Source organism: Methylobacterium sp. 13MFTsu3.1M2 (genome assembly GCF_900112625.1).
In the GTDB taxonomy this organism is placed as follows: Bacteria; Pseudomonadota; Alphaproteobacteria; order Rhizobiales; family Beijerinckiaceae; genus Methylobacterium.
Window position 1 is genome coordinate 68,607 of the sequence record NZ_FOMM01000017.1, and the last position, 20,633, is coordinate 89,239.

The window sequence follows — 20,633 nt, forward strand, 5'->3', positions numbered from 1 at the left end:
CGGCGAATCCACCCGGACAAAGGCGTAACGGCCTCGAACTTTCTTGAGCCGGGGACAGGCTTTTCTCAACAGCGGCTCGACAGCGCCGTGCGCGTCGGCGAAGAGGCGTCCCGTGATCGCCGATGATGCGCCCCGGCCCGCGCCGCCCGCCCTCCGCCCGGTCGTCGCCCGCGTGGCGGCGCTCAACCTCGGCTATTTCGGCATCGAGATCGCGGTGGCGCTCGCCATCGGCTCGGTGGCGCTGATCGCCGACAGCCTCGATTTTCTCGAGGACGCGGCGATCAACCTGCTGATCTTCGCGGGTCTCGGCTGGAGCGCGCGCAACCGCGCCCGCCTCGGGACCGCCATGGCGGGGATCCTGCTCCTGCCGGCGCTGGCGGGGGCCTGGGCGGCCTACGGCAAGATCGCCGATTTCACCGCCCCAGCGGCACTGCCCCTGACCCTCGCGGGGCTCGGCGCGCTCGCCGTGAACCTCACCTGCGCGCTCATGCTCGCCCGGCACCGCTCCGGCTCGGGCAGTCTGACCCGGGCAGCCTACCTCTCGGCGCGCAACGACGCCGTCGCCAACCTGGCGATCATCGCCGCCGGTCTGGTGACGGCCCTCCACCCGTCCCCCTGGCCGGACCTCGTCGTGGCGGCCGGGATCGCGATCCTCAACGCCGACTCGGCCGCCGACATCCTCAAGGCAGCCGCGGCCGAGCGCAGAGCCGCGCGGTAGCGGTCCTCGGGCGGCCCCCAAACGGCGACACGGCAGCGACCATCATGCGCATCTTCCCCATCTCGGACCTGCACCTGGAGCGGCGCCGCCTCGGCCGGATCGCGCCGCCCGCGGAGCCGTTCGACCTGCTCGCCTGCCCAGGCGACCTCCACGAGGGACATCCCGAGCGGGGGCTCGCGGCGCTGCTGCACCTCGCGCAGGGACGGCCGATCGTGCTGGTGCCGGGCAACCACGAGCGCTACGCGCCGACCGGGGACCGGCGGACCGCGCCGGAGCTGATCGCCGCCCTCGAGGCCGAGGTCGGTCGCCTCAACGGGCTCGGCGCGCAGATCCATCTGCTCCAGCACGCGCGGAGCTGCGTCATCGACGGTGTCCGCTTCGTCGGCACCACCCTGTGGAGCGACTGGACCCTCGCGGGGCGCTGGCTCGCACCGGACGCGCCGAACCGGCCCGACGATCCGGTGGCCTACGCGGCGTCGCGCATGACCGACCCGGTGACGGGCTCGCGGGAATATCTCGGCTCGATCCGCAAGGCCGACGGCAGCCCCTGGCAGCCGGCGGACGCGATGGCGGAACACCGGATCGAGCGGGCGGCCCTGCACGCGGCGCTCCGGACCCCGCACGACGGACCGACCGTGGTGGTGACCCATCACCCGGCGAGCCCGCTCGCGGCCGACCGGTTCCGGGATGCGCCCGGCGTCCCCTGGTGGGTGCCGGCCTTCTACGCCAGCACGGCCCTCGACGACCTCGCGGAGGCCGAGCGGCCTGAGCTGTGGATCTCCGGGCATTTCCACGCCGGCCACGACCTGCGGGTCGGCCGTTGCCGCTGGATCTCGAACCCGGTGGAGGGCACGACCTACCGCGGCGACTTCGTCGTCGAAGTCGAGGGGCGGTGATTTAGTCCCCTCGCCAAGAGAACGGTCTGTCGACGCCGTGCGATCGCGCACGGCTTGGCCGTAACGGCGGGATGCTGTCGGAGTGAACGCTCGTCAAACCCTGATCGGCCCCGAATGACGGGGCTCAGGTTCGGGGTTTTCATGGCCGGATTTAGCCTGACGTCACGTTGGGTCGCGGCGGCGGCTCTTGCCGTCTCGGCCCCGATCGCCGCCGCGTCGACGGCCACGACCGCGCGGGCGGCGTCCGCGGCGCAGCCGGGACAGACGGTCGGCCTGCCGGTGGGCGACCAGCTGCCGGTCGGCCTGTATTTCGTGAACCTGTCGAGCTTCGGCGTGCGCGGCACGCTCCCGCGCGACTCGTCGACCAACGTCAACCTGCCGACCTTCGCGTGGGCGACGCCCTGGGATGTCGCGGGTGCGCGCCTGCAGTTCTTCTTCACCCAGCCGGTCGCGGCGGCGAGCAGCCAGGGGGCACCCTATCAGAGCGGCGTCGGGCAGCAGCTGCTGGCGGCCCAGCTCGCCTGGGACCTCGGCGGCGACATCGGCTTCAGCTACCTGTTCGGCGGCTACCTGCCGATCCAGACGCGGTTCCTGACGCAGTCGGCCTCGCTGACCCACCGCTTCGCGCTGAGCTACACCGGCCAGGGCTGGAACCTCACGGCGAACCTGCTCTACGGCGTCTTCCTCGACACGCGCTCGCCCAGCGGCACCCTCTACCCGGACTACATGAACCTCGACCTGACCATGACGAAGAAATTCGGCTCCTGGCAGATCGGCGCGGTGGCCTTCGGGTCGACGGACCTTCCCACCGGCGTGGCGAGCTACCGTCCGCAGGGCCAGATCGCGGTGGGCGGTCTCGTCGGCTACAATTTCGGGCCCGTGAACCTGCAGGCCTACCTCACGCACGACGTGGTCGAGCGCAATTACGGCGGCCGCGAGGTTCGCGGCTGGCTGCGCGCGATCGTGCCGCTGTATCAGGATAAGAACGAGGTCGAGCCGGGCCGCACCCTCGTGACGCGGCGGCAGGCCGAGTAGCCGAGCCGGCTGAAACTGTCCGGGCCGGCGTCATCCCGGGCATAGGCCGCGGGGCCGGGCGGGGGCCTTACGAAAGGGGCCTCCGAGATCGTCGCATCTCGGAGGCCCCTTTCGTGCGTTCAGGACGGCGCCGCCGATCCGGCGCGGATCCGCGCCCCGCCTGACGGGGCGCGGCGGAAGCCTCAGCCGTGCACCAGCACGTTGCGGAACTGCCAGGGATCGCTGGTGTCGATGTCCTCCGGGAACAGGCCCGGGCGGTCGGTGAGCGGCGTCCAGTCCGTGTACACGCCCACGACCGGGCCGAGATACGGGGTCTGGACCTCCAGGCAGCGGCGGAAGTCCATCTCGTCGGCCTCGACGATGCCGGCCTCCGGGTTCTCCAGGGCCCAGACCATGCCGGCGAGCACCGCCGAGGTCACCTGCAGGCCGGTGGCGTTCTGGTAAGGGGCGACCCGGCGGGTCTCCTCGATGGAGAGCTGCGAGCCGTACCAGTAGGCGTTCTTCGCGTGGCCGTAGACGAGCACGCCGAGCTCGTCGATGCCGTCGACGATCTCGGTCTCGTCGAGGATGTGGTGCTGCTCCTGCACCTGCGCCGCCTTGCCGAACATCTCGTGGAGCGACAGCACGGCGTCGTCGGCCGGGTGGTAGGCGTAGTGGCAGGTCGGCCGGAAGACCGGCTTATCGCCCTCGCGCACCGTGTAGTAGTCGGAGATGGAGATCGCCTCGTTGTGGGTGACGAGGAAGCCGAACTGCGACCCGGCGGTCGGCACCCAGGTGCGCACCCGCGTGTCGGCGCCCGGCTGCAGCAGGTAGATCGCGCAGCGCGACCCCTTCTCCTGCTCGCGGGCGTTGGCGGGCTTCCAGGTCTCGTGCGTCCCCCAGCCCAGCTCGGCCGGCTGGTTGCCCTCGGAGACGAAGCCCTCGACCGACCACGTGTTCACGAAGACGCCCCGCGGCTTCGGATTCTTGGCGCGCTGCGTGTCCCGCTCGGCGATGTGGACGCCCTTCACGCCCAGATCCTTCATCAGGGCGGCCCACTCGGCCTTGGTCTTCGGCTCGGGCCGCTGCAGGCCGGTATCCTGGGCGATGTTCAGGAGCGCCTGCTTGACGAACCACGAGACCATGCCGGGATTGGCGCCGCAGCACGACACGGCCGTGGTGCCGCCGGGCTTCTGCGCGCGGGCGTCGAGGATGTTCTCGCGGAGCGCGTAGTTGGTGCGGTCGCCCTGGCTCTTGGTCTTGTCGAAGTAGAAGCCCGGCCAGGGCTCGGCCACGGTGTCGATGTAGAGGGCGCCGAGTTCGCGGCAGAGCTCCATGATGGCGCGCGAGGAGGTGTCGACCGACAGGTTGACGCAGAAGCCCTGGCCGCCGCCCTCGGTGAGGAGCGGGGTGAGCACGTCGCGGTAGTTCTCCGGCGTCAGGGCCACCTTCTCGAAGCGCAGTCCGTGCTTCTCGGCGAGGGACCGATGCGTGTCGACCGGGTCGATCACGGTGAAGCGGGCGCGGTCGTACTCGAAGTGGCGCTCGATGAGCGGCAGGGTGCCGCGGCCGATCGAGCCGAAGCCGATCATCACGATGGGGCCGGTGATCCGGCCATGGATCGGGTGATGGGTCGGCTGGTCGGTCATGCGGGATATCCTCGTCTGGCGGACGCCGGGCGCGTCCGCTCATCTGCTCGCGGGCGGGTTATGGCGCGCGTGTGACAGTGCGGCGACAGGCCCGCGCCGCCGGAGCGGTGCCGGTGCGGTCCAGGGCCCGAGTCGCCGGAAACGCGCTCAATGGCGGCTTGCCCGTCGCCGGTCAACCGCGCCCCCATTACCCTTCGTTAACGCGCCCTCACCGAAACGTCGCGCGAAGTATGAATCCAGCGCATGCGTCCCCTATCATCTGCTCAGTGGCAGTCTCTTGGCGCGGGCCTCATATTGCAATGCAGCAAGGCCGCGCAGAGGGCCGCAGAGTTGGGGAGCGACGAAACGCCCGGGACCTCGCACCTGGAGTCCGTCATGCTCGCGCTCATCACCGCCCGGATCCCCGGCCCTGCCGTCGAGACCGCCGATCGCGATCCCGGCTTCCTGACCCTCGTCTTCGCGGTCGCCCGCACGCTGCGCGTCGGCGCGGAGAGTGCCTTCGCCCGCCGCTGCGCGCTCGCGCGCTCGATCGGTGGACCGAATCCTCTCTGAGACGCGCGCAACCCACCGGCGCCGTCTCCGGCGATTGCGTCGCCCCGGCTTGGGCATTAGGCGGCACTGCCGCCCAATGGCTCTCCGGGGGATCGTGATTCCATGTCGACATTTCGTGCGCTTCTGCGTCTCAGCCTGATCGCGACGTCGCTTGCGGCGGTCCCGAACCTGGCGGCGCGCGCGCAGGATGCCGAACCCGACGCCGCTCCGGCCGCCGAGGCGCCCGCGAAGCCGAAGCCCAAGCCGCGGCCGAAGCCGGCTCCCCACAAGGCGGCCAAGCCTACCGAGGCGGCGAAACCCGAGGAGGCCGCGACGCCGGCGGCCGCTGCGGCGCACGCCGTGTGGCCCGCCGGCGCCAGCACCGTCAGCGAGAGCTACGGCGACTGGACGATGACCTGCACGCGCCCGAGCGACAAGGTCACCTGCATCGTGGCCCAGTCCCAGGGCGATTCGCGGACCGGCCGGCGCAAGTTCGGCTTCGAACTGCAGACGCCCGCGAACGGCCGGGCCGAGGGGATCGTGCTGATGCCCTTCGGGCTCGCCATCGAGCCAGGCGTGACCTTCAAGCTCGACGAGCAGACCCTCGGCAAGGGCGCCCCCTACACGACCTGCAGCGCCGAGGGCTGCATCGTGGCGATCAGCTTCCCGACGCTCGCCCTCGACGGCATGCGCACCGCCAAGGCCCTCACCGTGACCGGCGAGAAGGCGGGCGGCACCGAGCCGGCCACCGTCACGGTGCCGCTGACGGGCTTCTCGCAGGCCTTCGACCGCGCCGTCGCACTCGGCGGCTGAGCCGCGCGGCGGCCCGCGGCCTTTTCCGGTTACGGTTAAGCCAGCGTTAGCCGCGGTCGAGCAGGATCCCGCCGAGAAGTGGCGCCGCGCGCCGCGGTCCCTCGGGTGCCGCGCGCCGGGTTCGGATCGGCGAGGCGATGGGATCGGTGGGCGGGCGACCCCGGAACGGTCGAGGACGCGGCGCGCGGGTGCTGACCGCGGCGCTGGCGCTGCTCGCCCTTCTGGCAGGGATCGCGCCCGCGCTGGCCGCGCGGCTCGTCAGCACCAAGGGCAGCGAGGTCGGCACCGGGGCCGGCGGCTACGGCCGGATCGTGCTCACTTTCGACAAGCCGGTCGCGGTCAAGGCGAAGCTCGCCGGCGGCGTCCTGCTCCTGAGCTACGGCGAGCGGGTGGCGCCCGGGCCCGAGCACCTCACGGACGAGATGCCGGCCTTCATCGCCAGCGTCCGCCGCGATCCCGACGGCACGGGGCTCCGCCTCGCCCTGCAGCGCCCTTATCGGGCCAACGTCCAGTCGGCCGGCGAGCGCGTGTTCGTGGACCTGCTTCCGGAGGGTTGGTCCGGCCTCATGCCGCCGCTGCCGGCCGAGGTGATTGCCGACCTCGCCCGCCGGGCCCGGGCGGCCGAGGAGGCGCTCAGGGCGCGCACGCCGGAGCCGGTGCGCCGGGCGCTGTCGCTCGAGCTCGCGCTGCTTCCAACCCTGACGCGGCTGTCGCTGCGCCTCCCCGCGGAGGCCGTCTCCACGGTGACCGCCGAGGGACCCGTGACGCGCGTGCGGGTGATCGGCGCCTGGACGATCGATCCGAGCGGCACCCGCGGCCGTCCGCGCCCCGGAATCGCCAAGCTGGCGACGGAGACCGACGCGAACTCGGCGAGTCTGCTGATCACGCCCGAGGACGGGTTCAGGATCGGCACCGAGCGCGAGGACGGCGCCATGTACGTGGACGTGGTCCGCCCCAAGCCTCTGGAGCCGGCCGCGACCGCCGTCGACGTGCCGGGTCCCGCCGCCGCGAAGCAGGCGCCGCCGCTGCCGGTCGCGCCGCGCCCGGCCCAGGCCAGTGCGCCAGTCACTGTGCCAGTCACGGCGCCCGTCGCTGCGCCAGTCACTGCGCCGGCGGCCGCGCCGCGCCCCCCCGAGCCGCCGCCGACGCGCCGGGCCGGCGGCGGCTTGCTCTTCCCGTTTCAGACCCTCCCGCCGGCGGTCCTGTTCGAGCGCGGCGGGATCGCGACGCTGGCCTTCGAGACCGCCGAGCCGGTGGTCGTCCCGCCGGCGAGCCAGGGCCTCGCGCCGATGGGCGCACCCGCCCGGACGGGGCCGCTCACGGTCGTGCGGTTCCCGGTTCCGCCGGGTCGGCTCGTCGATCTCAACGCCGTCACCACCGGGACCGGCGTGGCCTGGGAACTCTCGGCAGGCAGTGCGCTCAGTCCGAGCGACACGATCGATCCCGTCCGCAAGCCCGATCCGTCCGGCCGCATCGCCGTCACCCTGACGCTGCCGCATCCCGGATCGGCAACGTGGCTCGCCCTCGACGATGAGCGGATCGCGGTGGTCGCGTCGGCCGCGCAGCGCCCCGTCGGCAATCCGAAGAACCGTCGCTTCGTCGATTTCGAGATCCTGCCGAGCCGGCACGGCCTCGCGGTGCTCGCCGGCGCCGACGATCTGGCGGTGCGGCCCGAACTCGACGGCGTCTCGATCGGCCGCGAGGGCGGACTCGCCGCGTCCATGGCGGCGCGCAAGCCGGACGTGGCGCTCGTCGACGCGGGGGCCCTCGCGATCGCGAAGGAGCCCTGGGAGCGCGCCAGGATGGGCAATGTCCGCGCGACCCTGCGCGGCCTCTTCGACGCGGCCGTCGCGGCGACGCCGACCGAGCGCGGGCCGGCCCGCCTGGCGCTGGCCCGCGCGGATCTCGCCAACGGCCTCGATTACGAGGGCCTCACCGCGCTGGAGATCGCGGCCGCCGACGATCCGCTGCTGGCGATCCAGCGCGACACCGCCGTCCTGCGGGGCATCGCCCTGGTGCGGATCGGCCGGAGCGCGGAGGCGCTGAAGGCCCTCAGCGTCCCGCTCCTGAGCGACGATCGCGAGGCCGCGCTGTGGCGCGCGATGGCCTCGGCCGGGGCCGGCGACTGGAAGACGGCGGAAACGGGCTTCCTCAAGGTGCTGCCGCTGGCCGACGGCTATCCCGCGGACGTCGCGCAGACGATCCGGGCCCGGGCCGCCGAATCGGCGATCGAGAACGGCGATGCCGAGACCGCTGCCGCGCGCGCCGAGGCCGAGCGCGACCTGCCGCCCTGGATCCGTGACCGGCTGGCGATGGTCCGCGCCCGCGTGGCCGAGGCGACCGGCCAGACCGAGGCGGCCCTGGACGCCTACGCGCGCCTCGACAACTCGGCCGTCCGCCCGGTCTCGGTCGAGGCCGCGCTGAGAGGGGCACTCCTGGCGCAGGCCTCCGGCAAGCTCGCGCCCGACGCCGCCATCGAGCGGCTGGAGCGGCTCGCCCTGACCTGGCACGGGGGCCCGGTCGAGGACGGTATCACCGCCGGTCTCGCCCGCCTCTATCTCGCCGCCGGCCGGTGGCGCGACGCCTTCACGGTGGTGCGCCGGGCCAACGTCTTCGCGCCGAACGCCCCAGCGACCGCGGCGCTGGCGCGGGACGCGCAGACGGCCTTCGAGAACCTCTACCTCACCGACAAGGGCGACAAGCTCTCCGGGATCGAGGCCGTGTCGCTCTTCTTCGATTTCCGTGAGCTGAGCCCGATCGGGCGGCGCGGTGACGAGGTGGTGCGCCGTCTGGCCGACCGCCTCGTGACCCTCGACCTCCTCGATTCGGCCGCCGACCTGCTGCAGTACCAGATCGACAACCGCCTCACCGGCCCGGCGCGATCCGCGGTGGCGGCGCGCCTCGCGACGGTCCGGCTGATGGACGACAAGCCGATGGAGGCCCTGAAGGTCCTCGACGCCACCGAGCTGCCCGAGCTTCCGGGCGAACTCAAGCGCGCCCGCGGGCTGGTCCGCGCCAGGGCCCTGTCGGACCTGACCCGCACCGACCTCGCGCTGGAAACGATCGAGGACGAGAGCGGTCCGGATATCGAGCGTCTTCGCGCCGACATTTACTGGGGCGCGCGCCGCTGGCGCGAGGCCGGGGAGGCCCACGAGGCCCTGCTGGGCGATACGTGGCAGTCCGGCCAGCCGCTGGACGATCAGGCGCGCGCCGACATCGTGCGCGCCGCGATCGCCTACGATCTCGCGCACGAGGCCGTGGGCCTGGAGCGGCTGAAGGCGAAATTCTCTGAGGGGATGGCGGCGAGCCCGGACGCCCGCACCTTCGCGCTCCTGACCGGCACCGACCCGACCCGGGCACCGGGTTTCCGGGACATCGCGGCGCGCGCCACGAAGGTCCAGACGCTGTCGGCTTTCCTCGCCGAGTATCGCAAGCGCTATCCGGATGCCGCCGCGCCCGCGCGCGGTCGACCCGAGGCGCCGGGTGCGGGCGGCGAGGCGCCCGCCGCCGGTGCCCAGGGCGGACAGCAGCAGAGCAGCGCCGGGACACCCGGCGCGCCGCCCGGGTGAGCGCGGCGGTCGTCATCGACCCGGACGCCTTCCTCGATACCGAGCGCGGCCGCGTCTGGACGCCCGAACGGAACGCCGAGGCGTGGCGGCTGGCCCTCGCGGCGCTGCGCGCGGCGCTCGCCGCGGACTCGGTCGAGCGGCTCGTGGTCGTGTGCGGGCTGCAGGGGGCCGGCAAATCGACCTGGATCGCCCGGCAGCGGCCCCAGCTCGGCCGCGTCTACTTCGACGCCGCCTTGCCCGGCCGGCGGCACCGTACGCCGATCCTCGCCATCGCGCGAGCCTGCGGCGTTGCCGCGGAGGCGGTTTGGATCCGCGCGCCGCTCGCGGTCGCCCTCGAGGGGAACCGGCGGCGCGCCGCCGACCGACAGGTTCCCGAAGAGAGCATCCGCTCCGTCGACCGTCTGTTCGAGCCGCCGTCGCGCGCGGAGGGCTTCGCGGCGGTCCGGATCGTCGACGCGACGTCCCGCGCCGGCTGACGGCCCGGCACGGCCGCCGTCAGCCGCCGTAGCTCTGGACCAGGGAGCCGGCCACCAGGGTCCAGCCGTCGACCAGCACGAAGAAGATCAGCTTGAACGGCAGCGCGACCGTGGCCGGCGGGACCATCATCATGCCGACCGCCATCAGCACCGAGGCGACCACGAGGTCGATGATCAGGAACGGGATGAACAGCAGGAAGCCGATCTCGAAGGCGCGGCGCAGCTCCGAGATCATGAAGGCCGGCGTGACGATCTCCAGGCCGACATCCTCGGGGCCCTTCGGCGTCGGCACCTTGGCGAGGTCGAGGAACAGCTTCAGGTCCTTCTCGCGGACGTTGCGCAGCATGAAGGTCTTGAACGGCGCCGAGGCGCGCTCGAATGCCTGCGCCTGCGTGATCCGGCCGGCGATCAGCGGCTCGATACCGGCGCTGTAGGCGGCGCGGCCGGTCGGGGCCATCACGAAGGCGGTCAGGAACAGCGCGAGGCTGACGAGCACCGCTGTCGGCGGCGCCGTCTGGGTGCCCAGCGCCGACCGCAGGATCGACAGCACGACGACGATGCGGGTGAAGGCCGTGGCCATCACCAGCACCGAGGGGGCTACCGCCAGGACGGTGATCAGCGCCACGAGCTGGAGGGCGCGCTCGGTGGTGCCGCCGGCACCGAGATCGAGGGTGACGCTCTGCGCGAGGGCCGGACCGGCGGCGAGCACTCCGCCGGCCAGCGCGACCAGTGCGGCGAGCGCGACCGGCGGCAGGCGCAGCTTCGGGACCTGGCGCATCGGGCGTGTCGGCACGGGAAGGTCTCGAGTCACGGACGGTCGCAGGTGGGTGTGGCCGGGCGAACGCCGGCGCGGCGGGCCTCGAGATTCTGCCAGACGAGGAGGGCCGGCAGGCCGAGCACCACGTCGGGCACGCGGCGCGCGAGCGACAGGGCGAGGGCAGTCCCCGGGTCTATGCCGAACAGGCCGCAGACCAGCACCAGTCCGCCCTCCTGGACGCCGAGGCCGCTCGGGACCACGAAGGCGGCGGCCTTGATCGCCTGGCTCAGCGCCTCGATCACCAGAATGTCGGCCCAGCCGACATGGTCCACGCCGATGCAGGCGAGGACGACCGCGACCTCGACCGTGCCGAGCAGCCAGGCCAGGGCGTGGAGCGCGAACGATTGAGCGAGGTGTCCCCGGCGGCCCGGAGCCCAGACCGTGTCGAGGGCGCCCTGGATCCGGCGGTTCGGCTCGGGGCGCGCCTCGGCGTCGCGCACGAAGCGCCGGCCGAGGGCGGCGAGGCGATCCTCGAGCACTCGCACGATGCCGGTCCGCTGGAAGGCGAAGAAGGCCGCCACCGCCAACCCGGCCACGACGAGCGTCCGCAGCGTCCAGCTGGCGAGGGCGGCCGCCTCGGCGCCCTCGACCCGGCTCAGGAGGCCGGCGCCGAGGCCCGCGAACAGGGCGAGCGTTCCCACCTGAAACAGCATGTCGGCCAGCACGGAGGCGGCCGCCAGGGAGCCGGCGACGCCCCAGAAGGTGAGGAGGCGGGCGCCCAGCACGTCGCCGCCCACCGAGGCCACGGGCAGCAGCACGTTGATGCCTTCGCGGACGAAGCGCAGGATCATGCAGGCCGAAGCCGTCGCGGGCGCCAGCCCGTCGAGAATGCGCGCCCAGGCGAGTCCGCAGAGCAGGATCACCACGATCCGCACCAGCGTGACGCCGGCGAAGCCCGCCACGCCGATCCGTCCGAAGGCCGCGGCCACCGCGGCGAGATCGTTGGTCGCCACGAGCCAGACGGCGAGGCCGAGGCCGATCAGGGTGCCGAACAGCGGCAGGCGACGCAGCACGGCGTGGGCCGCCCGCCGCTTCCGGGAAACAGGGTCGCCGGTCACGGTGTGCGGGCCTCGCGTCGAGAGGCGGGCAAGAGCGCGCTCCAAGTTGTGCCGGTCAGCGGACCGGCGGCGATTCGTCGGGTGGTATCGCCGCTAGAGCGGTATTGGGGCCGAATTCGGGGACCCTGCGACGTGGCAGGACGGGATTGAGCACCGCGGCGAGCGCCTCGGCGGGCCCGGCGGCGGGATCGAGCAGGACGACCCGGCCCTCGGCCAGGCTCGCGCCGGTCGCGACCGCCACGGCGCGCTTCGGACAGGGGCCGAGGCAGCCCGATTCCACGATGCACAACTTCCGCCGGCGTCCGCCGCCGTCGCGGGCGGCCCGCTTCCCGGCCTTCTTCAGCGCCGCGCGGAGGTCCCGCCCGCGCAGGCCCTGCCGCTTCGCGCATTTCGAGCAGACGACGACGATCTCGGAGAGTTTGGTCTTGGCCGTGCGGCCGGTCGGGCAGCCATCAGGGGAGCCATCCGGGGCCGCGGCACGCAGTTCTGTCATCATTCAGAGACTGTAGGACGCGATACCGGCCCCGGGCTACGGCGCCCGTCGCCGCGGTGCAGCAGCCGGGCGGCGGGCGGGCTGGGCGCCATAAAAAGGGCCTAAAAGAACGGGATTCCGGTAACCGCGCACGGGCCGCCCCTCGGCCGGCGCCGCGGCAGCGGAACCGGCGCAGACCCAGGAACAAAGAGCGGATGAGCTTCGACGACGTCAAGGAAGACACGCGCGAAGGCGAAATCGTGACGTTCGCCGCTCCGACCATGACGGAGCTGCGGCGCAGCGCGGAGACGATCCGGCCGGTGCCGGAGAAGCGGACCGCCCGGGCCCTCGTGGCGAACGTGCGGCAGCGCCTCGACTGGAGCCGTCTGCCGGGCCTGCGTCCCCGCGAGGAGGACACCTCGACCTACGGCGCGCGGATCATCCGCCGCGTCGGCCTGTTCGTGCTCCTGCCGACCCTGGTGGTCGGCCTGTACCTGTTCGCGTTCGCGTCCAATCAGTACGTTGCGGAAGCCCAGTTCGCGGTCCGCGGCAACGTCGAGCCGATGGAGAACATCTCGCTCGGCCAGTACACGAACCTCATCCAGAAGCACAACAGCCAGGACAGCTTCATCGTCCGCGACTACATCAACAGCCAGACGCTGGTCGAGGCGCTCGAGAAGAGTATCGGCATCTCCAAGATGTTCTCGCGGTCCGAGGCGGATTTCTGGGCCCGCTTCGACCCCAGTGATCCGATCGAGGATCTGACTAAATACTGGCGCAAGCACGTCGAGGCGCATATCGACTCGATCTCGGGCGTGATCCGCCTGTCCGTGCGCGCCTTCACGCCGGAGGACGCCCTGACCATCGCCCAGGCGGTGGTGTCGCGCTCCGAGGCGCTGATCAACGACATCTCCAAGCGCGCCCAGGCCGACATGGTCGCCCAGGCCGAGGCCGACGCGAAGGTCGCCCAGGACCGGCTGCGCAAGGCGCACGTGGCGCTGCAGGCATTCCGCAATCAGTGGGGTGTGATCGATCCGATCAAGACCGCCGAGGGCACGCTGACCACGCTGACCCTGCTGCGGAAGGACAAGCTCAAGGCCGAGAACGACCTGCAGGTCCTGCGCGGCTCCAGCCTCGACGAGCGCTCGCGCTCGATCCAGACGCTGGTGGCCAACATCGCGGCCATCGACCAGCAGATGAAGTCGCTCCAGGACGAGCTGACGAGCGCCAACGCCGCCGCCGGCGGCCAGAACATGACCGAGGCGCTGCTCCAGTACGAGGGCCTGCTGGTCGAGCGGACCATCGCCGAGAAGCTGGAGGAATCGGCCCACAGCCTGCTCGACCGGGCGCGCATCTCGGCGAGCAAGCAGCACATCTTCCTGGCCACGTTCGTGCCGCCGGTCCTGCCGACCGACAGCCTCTATCCCGAGCGGGGCCACTCCCTCCTGGTGTCGTTCTTCTGCTTCCTGGTGATCTGGAGCTCGTCCGCGCTGCTGATCGCCGGCATCCGCGACCAGAGGATGTAGCGGCATCCGCGGCTCCCGGGATCTGGATCCCGGGCCGCGCGATCTGTAGAGGGAGGCGGCCCGGACAACCGGGCGCACCTGGATGAGCGAAGTCTAACGGTCCATGTCGGATTTCTCCGATCTCGTCGCGAAGGCGATCCAGCCGTCGATGACCCGTGAGGAGCGCGAGGCGGTCTACACGGTCGTGCGGCAGGCCGTGCTCCGGCTGCAGGAGCGGGAGGCGTTCCCGCCGGACGACCCGCGGGTCGCCCTCCAGCGCCACCTCGTCGAGGAGACGATCCGTGACGTCGAGGGCGACGTCGCCCGCTACGAATCCCTGCGCAAGCTCGACGCGGCTTTCGCGGCCCAGGCCGAAGCCCACAAGGCGGCCCAGAGCGGGCGGCGCTAGGGCGTCACCGCCGGTCCGCCCCCGTTACGGCACTAGTACGCCCGGCCCTTCACATCCGTGACGTTCGCCGTCGTCCGGCGCGTCCGCGCCGGGGCCGCTCCGTGGATGCGCGTCAGCCGCAGGCGACGCTCGCCCGGACGCTGCCGGGCTCGGCCACGTCCAGGCCCGCCGACACGTACTCGTTGAGCTTGTTGCGCAGGGTCCGGATCGAGATGCCGAGGATCTTGGCCGCGTGGGTCCGGTTACCGAGGCAGTGGTCCAGCGTGTCGAGGATCAGGTCGCACTCGACCTGCGCCACGGTCCGGCCCACCAGCCCGCGGGTGGCGGCCTCGGCGACCTGGGCGGCGCGCGCGGCCGGCCCCTCGACCGCGAAGGTCTCGCCCTCGGGCGACAGGATCGCCTCCGGGCCGATCGCGTCGCCCGAGGCGAGCAGCACCGCCCGGTGCAGGGTGTTCTCCAACTCGCGCACGTTGCCGCGCCACGGGTTCCGCAGCACGAGCGCCCGGGCCTCCGCGGAGAGCGGGCGGACCGGCATTCCGTTCACCGCGGCGTATTTCCGGGCGAAGTGGGTGGCGAGTTCGAGGATGTCGGCCGGGCGCTCGCGCAGCGGCGGGAGCCGCAGGCCGACGACGTTGAGCCGGTAGAGCAGGTCCTCCCGGAACGTGCCCTTGCGGACCTCCTCGGCGAGGTTGCGGTTCGAGGTGGCCAGCACGCGGATGTCGACCCGCACCGGGGCGGTGCCGCCGACCCGGTCGATCACCCGCTCCTGAAGCGCCCGCAGCAGCTTGGCCTGCAGGCGCACGTCCATCTCGGAGATCTCGTCGAGGAGCAGCGTGCCGCCGTTGGCCTCCTCGAACCGGCCGATGCGCCGGGCGACCGCGCCGGTGAACGCGCCCTTCTCGTGGCCGAACAGCTCGGATTCGAGCAGGGCCTCGGGGATCGCCGCGCAGTTCACCGAGACGAAGGGCTTGCCCGCCCGGTTGGACTTCTGGTGGACGTGCCGGGCCAGCACCTCCTTGCCGGTGCCGCTCTCGCCGGTGATCAGCACCGAGGCCTCGGAGCGGGCGACCTGCTCGGCGAGCTTGACCACCCGCTCCATGGACGGGTCGCGCCAGACGAAGGCGGCGCGGTCGGTGGCGACCGCTTCCAGCACCGCCGCGATCATCTCGGGATCGGGCGGGAGCGGGATGTACTCCTTGGCGCCCGCCCGGATCGCCGCCACGGCGGCCGAGGCGTCCGCCGAGACGCCGCAGGCGACCACCGGCGTGCGGATCCGCTCTCCCTCCAGCGCGGTGACGAGGTCGCGGATCGGCAGACCCACGTCGATCATGATGAGATCGGCGCCCCGCGCGCGCAGGACGGTGAGGCCCTGCGGCACGGCGTCGGCCTGCGTGACGGCGGCGCCGCGCTGCATCGCGATCTTCGAGGCGGTGATCAACTCGCCGTTGAGCCGCCCGATCATCAGGAGCCGCATGGTTCGTCCCTCTCAAAACCCGCGCGCGGACAGCACACCGGCGTCCGCGGCTGAAAATCACTCACCCTTGACGATCTCGGTCATCGTCACGCCGAGCCGGTCCTCGACGAGGACGACCTCGCCGCGGGCCACCAGCCGGTTGTTGACGAACACGTCGATCGCCTCGCCGACCTTCCGGTCGAGTTCGAGCACCGCGCCGGGCGCGAGTCGGAGCAGGTCGCCGATCGGCATCCGGGCGGAGCCCAGCACCGCCGAGACCATCACGGGCACGTCGAAGAGCTGCTCCAGGTCGGCCGCGGTCTTCGGGGTGGTGGGCGCGTCGCGGATCGAGCCCGCGGCGTAGTCGGTGTCGTGCTCGCCGAGCTGGGGCAGGCTGAAATCGTCGGACATCAGGATCTCCTCACAGGCCCGTCGGCAGGCCGAGGGCGTCGAGCACCGTCGCCTCGATGCGGGCGCGCTCCCGAACGATGCCGCCGTCCGCCCACTCGATGCGGGCGTCGCCCGCCGCCATGTCGGGGTCGCCCAGCACCACGAGCCGGCCCTCGTAGCCGCGCTCGCGCGCGAGGCGCTTCACCAGGGTCTCGGCCTCCTCGACCAGGCCGTCGTGCACCCGCACCACCAAGTGCGGCACGCCGCGCAGGTGCTGGAGCGCCGTCCGGGCCGCCTCGCCGATGCCGGCGAGCGGGGCGGCGTCGAGGGCGTCGCCCGCGACCTTGCGGGCGATCAGCATCGCCACCTCGACCGCCTGCGCCTCGCGCTCGGCGTCGCGCGCGTCGGCCTGTGCGATCAGGCCCGCGGCGGCGAGCGCCAGGCGGGTCATGGCGTCGGCGAGCCGGCCCTGGACCTGCGCCTCGGCCTGGACCCGGCCCTCCTGCATGCCGCGGGCATGGGCCTCGGCCTCGGAGCGGGCCGCGGTCTCGGCGGCGCGCAGGGCCTCGGCGCTGGGGCGGCCGCTGCGGAAGTCGGTCTCGAACAGGAACGGCTTCGCGCTCCGGGCGGATTGGGCGCTCAATAGACCAGCTCCTCCTCGGCGCTATTCTTGGCGATCATGATCTCGCCCTTCTCGGCGAGGTCCTTGGCGATCTCGGTCATCTTGGCCTGCGCCTCATCCACCTCCTTGAGGCGGACCGGCCCGAGCGAGGCCATCTCGTCCGTGAGGTTCTTGGCCGCGCGGGTCGACATCTGCCTCAGGAAGAAGCCGCGGGTCGGCTCGTTGGCGCCCTTGAGCGCGCGGCACAGGGTCTCGTTGTCGATGCTGCGCAGCAGAGTCTGGACGCTGCCCGGATCGAGCTTCAGCAGGTCCTCGAAGGTGAACATCAGCTCGCGGATCCGCTTGGCCGAGCCGCGGTTCGCCTGGTCGAGGGCGGCGAGGAAGCGGCCCTCCGTCTGCCGGTCGAAGGCGTTGAACACGTCGGCCATCATCTCGTGGGCGTCGCGGCGCTGGGTCTGGGCGATGGTCGACACGAACTCGACCCGCAGCGTCTCCTCGATGTGGCGCAGCGCCTCCTTCTGCACCGTCTCCATGCGCAGCATCCGGTTGAGGACGTCGATGGCGAAGTCCTCCGGCAGGATGGTGAGCACCTTGGCCGCGTAGTCGGCGCGCACCCGCGACAGCACCACCGCCACCGTCTGCGGGTACTCGTTGCGCAGGAACGACGCGAGGATCTCCGGGTCGACCTGGGCGATCGAGGCCCAGACGCGCTTGCCCGACGCGCCCTTGATCTCCGCCATGATCAGCGAGACCTGATCGCTGGGGAAGATCTTGAGGAGCAGCGCCTCGGTCCGCTCGAAGTTCGACGAGATGCCGCCGCTGTTGCCGAGCTTGGTCACGAACTCGATGATGAGCTTCTCGACGGTCTGCGCCTCCAGCGTGCCGAGCTGGACCATGGCGGCGCTGACCTTCTTGATCTCCTCCTCCTCGAGCATCTGCCAGATCGGGGCGCCTTCCTCCTCCCCGAGCATCAGCAGGAGCGCGGCGGCGCGCTGCGGACCGGGCATCGACGCGAACGAATCGCCGCCCGCCGTCGCCAGCGTGTTCGCCAGACCCAGTGCCGCACCTGCCGCCATCGTGTTGCCCTCGACGCCCTACGCTTCACTCTTCCTGGATCCAGGTGCGCAGCACCTCGACGGTCTCGGACGGGCTCGCCCGGACCATGTCGACCACGCGCTGGACCGTCTCGGCCTGGACCTGGCCGTTGATCTTGGCGAACTCCATCAGCCGCGCGGTCGGGTTGTCGCGGTCGATGACCGTCACGGTCTGGCCCGGACCCGCGACCGCGGCGGCGTCGCCGGGGAGCGCGATTCCGGACGCCGTCAGGACCGGGGCATCCGGGACCGGCGCGAGCACTTGGCGCACCAGGGGGCGGACCACCGTGAGCAGGACGATGAGCGTCAGCAGCGCCAGGACGGCGAGCTCGGCCATGCGCAGCACGTCCTCCTTGGTGGGGGCGAGCAGCGACTGGATCAGCGTGGGCTCGGTGAATTGCGGCACGCTCGGCGCCTCCGCGAAGCGCAGGTTCACCACCTCGATCTGGTCGCCGCGGGCCTTGTCGAAGCCGACGGCGCCGCGCACCAGCGCGGTGATCCTCTCGATCTCGGCGGGCGTGCGCGGGCTGTAGGTCTGCTTGCCGTCTGGGGCGGTGGCGTAGACGCCGTCGAGCACCACGGCGACCGACAGGCGCTTGATCCGGCCGCTCTCGGCGATCTCGGTCTTGGTGACCCGAGAGATCTCGTAGTTGGTGGTTTCCTCGTTCTTGTTGGTCGCGTCCTTGGGCGTCGGCGTCTTGTCGCCGCCATTGGCGCCGGGCAACTCGTTGCCGACGCTGACCTGTCCCTCGGCATTGCCGGTGACCGCCGATTCGGTGCGGGTCTGGGCGGAGCGCACGACCCGGCTCTCGGGATCGAAGGTCTCGGAGCGGCTCTCGACCCGGTTGAGGTCGAGTTCCGCGTTGACCTGGACGCGGGCCCGGCCCGGGCCGACGATGCCGGCGACGACGTCCTCGATCTGGCCGCGCAGGCGCCGTTCGAGGCCGACCTGCCGGTCCTCGAACCCGCCGGCGACGTCGGCCGCGGCGTCCCGGGCGCCGTCGGCCAGAAGCCGGCCGCGCTCATCGACGATCGAGATCCGTTCGGGCTTGAGGCCCTCCACCGCGGAGGCCACGAGATGGCGGATCGCCCGGACCTGCCCGGAATCGAGATCGCCCATCAGCTTCAGCACGATCGCCGCGCTCGGGCTCTCCCGGTCCCGCTCGAACAGGCGGCGCTCCGGCAGCACGAGATGGACGCGGGCCGCCTGGACCCGCCCGATCGCCCGAATGGAGCGCGCCAGTTCGCCCTCCAGGGCGCGCAGGTGGTTCACGTTCTGAACGAAGTTGGTGGACGAGAACGCGTCGCCCTTGTCGAAGATCTCGTAGCCGACGCCGCCCTGGGTCGGCAGGCCCTTGCCGGCGAGGTCCATGCGCAGCTTGGCGAGGTCCGGGCGGGGGGCCAGGATCGTCTGCCCGGCATCGCCCCGCGTCTCGTAGCGGATGCCGCGGCTGTCCAGCTCCCGGACCACGGAGGCCGAGTCCTGCATCGACAGGTCGGAGAACAGCACGCCCATGTCGGGGCGCGAGACCCGCAGGATGATGAAGGCGAAGAAGCCGATGAGCGTCAGCGTCACCGCCGCCATGGCGGCGATTCGGGCCGGTCCGAACTTCGTGACGAGATCGAGAACCGGCTTCACGGGAGGATTCGCTGCACTCTAACGCTGGCGGACCCCGGCGGCCCGCTCGGCAGAAATTGCCCAGGTCGTGGTTAGCGGGTCGTTAATGCGGGGGCGTCCCGCGGGCTCGGATGCGGGCGCCGGAACGACCGAAGCCGCGCCCGGGGTCCGGACGCGGCTTCGTGAGTCCTCGGATTCGACCGGGCCAGCCCCTCGGCGCCGTCTGAGGTCGTCGCTGCGGGCGGGTGGCCTTCGCGTCGGTCCGGGGCCGCGAAGCGGGTCCCTCGACCAGAGTCGCCGACGCGCCGGGTCCGGCACCCGCGGCCTCGATGAGACCCGGAAGCGCCGGCGGCGTCCCGGGATAGGGGCGCCCGGCACGGGCGCCGCGGATCAGTGACGGTAGTGCTGGATCCGGGTCGTCCGCAGGCCGGCGAGGCCGTGCTGGTCGATGGAGAACTGCCAGCTGAGGAATTCCTCTGTGGTCAGCGTGTAGCGCTTGCACGCCTCCTCCAGGCTGAGGAGACCGCCGCGCACCGCGGCCACGACCTCGGCCTTGCGCCGGATCACCCAGCGACGGGTGCTCGGGGGCGGAAGGTCCGCGATCGTCAGGGGGCTGCCGTCGGGCCCGATCACGTACTTCACTCTCGGGCGGCTCGGTTCGGTCATGATACGCTCTACACTCGACTGACCTGTCGAGCATTGAAGGTACTTGTGCCCGCTTAAGAGATGTTGAAGCGAGTCACTCGGATGTGATTCGTTAAGTGCCACTTGTGGACAACCCGATGGTCTGGACGCTGGACAGCGGCACGCGCTGCGAACCGATCACCAGCACCGGCGACGTTCCGCTGAGATCGACCTCGTCGACCGTGCCCGTCAGGCTCGTATCGACCGAAACGCTCGAGCCGGTGGCATCCGTGGCCGCCACCTTGATCGAGTAGTTCCCGTCGGGCGCGGTCAGGCCGGCCGAGGTCTTGCCGTTCCACGTGTAGGTCTGGCTGCCGGCATTGAGCGCGGTGGTCTGCGTGGCCACGACGTTGCTCTTCGAATCCAGGACCGTGATCACCGCCTTCGAGGCGGCCCGGGCCGGGTTCAGCGTCCAGGAGGCGGAGCCGCCGGACAGCTGCGAGGCGCTGCCGTCGGCCGACACGGTCTTCCCGATGTAGCTCGTGGCCGAGGCCGAGCTCGCCGATTGCGAGGCGCTCAGGATGCTGTCGAGGCGGTCGTTGGTCTTGAGCTGCTGCTCGACGCCGGCGAACTGCACCAGCTGCTGCGTGAACTGGTTGGTGTCCATCGGGTCGAGGGGGTTCTGGTTCTTGAGCTGCGTGGTCAGCAGCGTCAGGAACTGCGTGAAGTTGCTGGCGATCTCGGTGGCGTTGCCGCTGCTGCTCGTGGACGAGCCCGTCGTGTTCGTCGTGCTCGTCAGGCTCGATATACCGCTCGTCATGCTGATCTCTCCTGTGCCGCGTCCTGGCGCAGGGGCCGGATGCGCGTCGTGTCTGTGTGGGTCCGCGATGCGGGCGCCGCGCGCA

General features: G+C 71.8%; 20 protein-coding genes. 9 read left to right on the plus strand and 11 right to left on the minus strand.

All coding sequences use genetic code 11. The annotated features are described in order from the left end of the window. Window positions 1–112: 112 nt before the first annotated feature. From BM314_RS17830 to BM314_RS17840, 3 genes are all read left to right on the plus strand, one after another. Window positions 113–718 carry a cation efflux transmembrane domain-containing protein gene (locus tag BM314_RS17830; protein ID WP_091676268.1) on the plus strand — a complete coding sequence of 202 codons (606 nt, stop codon included), beginning with the start codon at window positions 113–115 and terminating at the stop codon, window positions 716–718. Window positions 719–762: 44 nt separating this feature from the next. Beyond that, a complete protein-coding gene (locus BM314_RS17835) occupies window positions 763–1,614 on the plus strand; it encodes a metallophosphoesterase (protein WP_170868135.1) in 852 nt (283 codons plus the stop codon). Between the two features lie 141 nt (window positions 1,615–1,755). Next, window positions 1,756–2,649 carry a transporter gene (locus tag BM314_RS17840; RefSeq protein ID WP_091979406.1) on the plus strand — a complete coding sequence of 298 codons (894 nt, stop codon included), beginning with the start codon at window positions 1,756–1,758 and terminating at the stop codon, window positions 2,647–2,649. Window positions 2,650–2,831: 182 nt separating this feature from the next. Here the strand turns inward: BM314_RS17840 and BM314_RS17845 are convergent, their stop codons facing one another. Further along, window positions 2,832–4,277: a homospermidine synthase gene (locus tag BM314_RS17845; RefSeq protein ID WP_091676273.1), complete on the minus strand. Its 1,446-nt coding sequence runs from the start codon at window positions 4,275–4,277 to the stop codon at window positions 2,832–2,834. Window positions 4,278–4,652: 375 nt separating this feature from the next. On the opposite strand from BM314_RS17845, the gene BM314_RS30650 reads away from it, so the two are divergent. From BM314_RS30650 to BM314_RS17860, 4 genes are all read left to right on the plus strand, one after another. Continuing rightward, window positions 4,653–4,829: a hypothetical protein gene (locus tag BM314_RS30650; protein ID WP_020090845.1), complete on the plus strand. Its 177-nt coding sequence runs from the start codon at window positions 4,653–4,655 to the stop codon at window positions 4,827–4,829. Between the two features lie 102 nt (window positions 4,830–4,931). Further along, complete coding sequence (locus BM314_RS17850; RefSeq protein ID WP_056531428.1) at window positions 4,932–5,621, plus strand: invasion associated locus B family protein; 690 nt, start codon at window positions 4,932–4,934, stop codon at window positions 5,619–5,621. 188 nt (window positions 5,622–5,809) lie between these two features. Beyond that, entirely contained in the window at window positions 5,810–9,190 is a 3,381-nt protein-coding gene (locus tag BM314_RS17855; RefSeq protein WP_244539971.1) for a tetratricopeptide repeat protein, read from the plus strand. Next, on the plus strand, window positions 9,187–9,666 hold the full coding sequence (locus BM314_RS17860; RefSeq protein ID WP_091979299.1) for an AAA family ATPase: 480 nt from the start codon (window positions 9,187–9,189) through the stop codon (window positions 9,664–9,666). Before BM314_RS17855 ends, BM314_RS17860 begins: the two co-directional genes overlap by 4 nt. A gap of 19 nt (window positions 9,667–9,685) precedes the next feature. Here the strand turns inward: BM314_RS17860 and fliP are convergent, their stop codons facing one another. The 3 genes from fliP to BM314_RS17875 are packed head-to-tail and all read right to left on the minus strand — an operon-like array spanning window position 9,686 to window position 12,034. Next, window positions 9,686–10,444 (minus strand): flagellar type III secretion system pore protein FliP, encoded by a 759-nt coding sequence (gene fliP / locus BM314_RS17865; protein ID WP_091979301.1) that lies wholly within the window; start codon window positions 10,442–10,444, stop codon window positions 9,686–9,688. Window positions 10,445–10,473: 29 nt separating this feature from the next. After that, window positions 10,474–11,541, minus strand: coding sequence for a lysylphosphatidylglycerol synthase domain-containing protein (locus tag BM314_RS17870; protein WP_091979303.1), 1,068 nt, complete (start codon window positions 11,539–11,541; stop codon window positions 10,474–10,476). A gap of 55 nt (window positions 11,542–11,596) precedes the next feature. Next, a complete protein-coding gene (locus tag BM314_RS17875; RefSeq protein ID WP_091979305.1) occupies window positions 11,597–12,034 on the minus strand; it encodes a hypothetical protein in 438 nt (145 codons plus the stop codon). Window positions 12,035–12,228: 194 nt separating this feature from the next. On the opposite strand from BM314_RS17875, the gene BM314_RS17880 reads away from it, so the two are divergent. Both BM314_RS17880 and BM314_RS17885 read left to right on the plus strand, forming a co-directional pair. Continuing rightward, on the plus strand, window positions 12,229–13,539 hold the full coding sequence (locus tag BM314_RS17880; protein ID WP_091979307.1) for a KpsE/RkpR family capsule polysaccharide export protein: 1,311 nt from the start codon (window positions 12,229–12,231) through the stop codon (window positions 13,537–13,539). 103 nt (window positions 13,540–13,642) lie between these two features. Continuing rightward, window positions 13,643–13,927, plus strand: a complete 285-nt coding sequence (locus tag BM314_RS17885) for a hypothetical protein (RefSeq protein ID WP_020090837.1) — start codon at window positions 13,643–13,645, stop codon at window positions 13,925–13,927. Between the two features lie 112 nt (window positions 13,928–14,039). Here BM314_RS17885 and BM314_RS17890 read toward each other — a convergent pair whose 3' ends face one another. The 7 genes from BM314_RS17890 to BM314_RS17920 form a co-directional block, all read right to left on the minus strand. Further along, the gene (locus BM314_RS17890) at window positions 14,040–15,401 is read right to left on the minus strand and encodes a sigma-54-dependent transcriptional regulator FlbD (RefSeq protein ID WP_020090836.1); all 1,362 of its coding nucleotides are present in this window, start codon (window positions 15,399–15,401) and stop codon (window positions 14,040–14,042) included. Between the two features lie 57 nt (window positions 15,402–15,458). Then, window positions 15,459–15,791 (minus strand): flagellar motor switch protein FliN, encoded by a 333-nt coding sequence (gene fliN, locus BM314_RS17895; RefSeq protein ID WP_012321962.1) that lies wholly within the window; start codon window positions 15,789–15,791, stop codon window positions 15,459–15,461. Between the two features lie 10 nt (window positions 15,792–15,801). Then, on the minus strand, window positions 15,802–16,413 hold the full coding sequence (locus tag BM314_RS17900; RefSeq protein ID WP_091979309.1) for a FliH/SctL family protein: 612 nt from the start codon (window positions 16,411–16,413) through the stop codon (window positions 15,802–15,804). Then, window positions 16,410–17,468 carry a flagellar motor switch protein FliG gene (gene fliG / locus BM314_RS17905; protein WP_020090834.1) on the minus strand — a complete coding sequence of 353 codons (1,059 nt, stop codon included), beginning with the start codon at window positions 17,466–17,468 and terminating at the stop codon, window positions 16,410–16,412. The genes BM314_RS17900 and fliG overlap by 4 nt, the downstream gene beginning before the upstream one ends. Before the next feature lie 25 nt (window positions 17,469–17,493). Beyond that, entirely contained in the window at window positions 17,494–19,125 is a 1,632-nt protein-coding gene (gene fliF, locus BM314_RS17910) for a flagellar basal-body MS-ring/collar protein FliF (protein WP_091979312.1), read from the minus strand. A 369-nt stretch (window positions 19,126–19,494) separates the two neighbouring features. Further along, window positions 19,495–19,770 (minus strand): CtrA inhibitor SciP, encoded by a 276-nt coding sequence (locus BM314_RS17915; protein ID WP_007569077.1) that lies wholly within the window; start codon window positions 19,768–19,770, stop codon window positions 19,495–19,497. Between the two features lie 91 nt (window positions 19,771–19,861). Beyond that, complete coding sequence (locus BM314_RS17920; protein ID WP_020090831.1) at window positions 19,862–20,548, minus strand: flagellar hook assembly protein FlgD; 687 nt, start codon at window positions 20,546–20,548, stop codon at window positions 19,862–19,864. Between the last annotated feature and the right edge of the window lie 85 nt (window positions 20,549–20,633).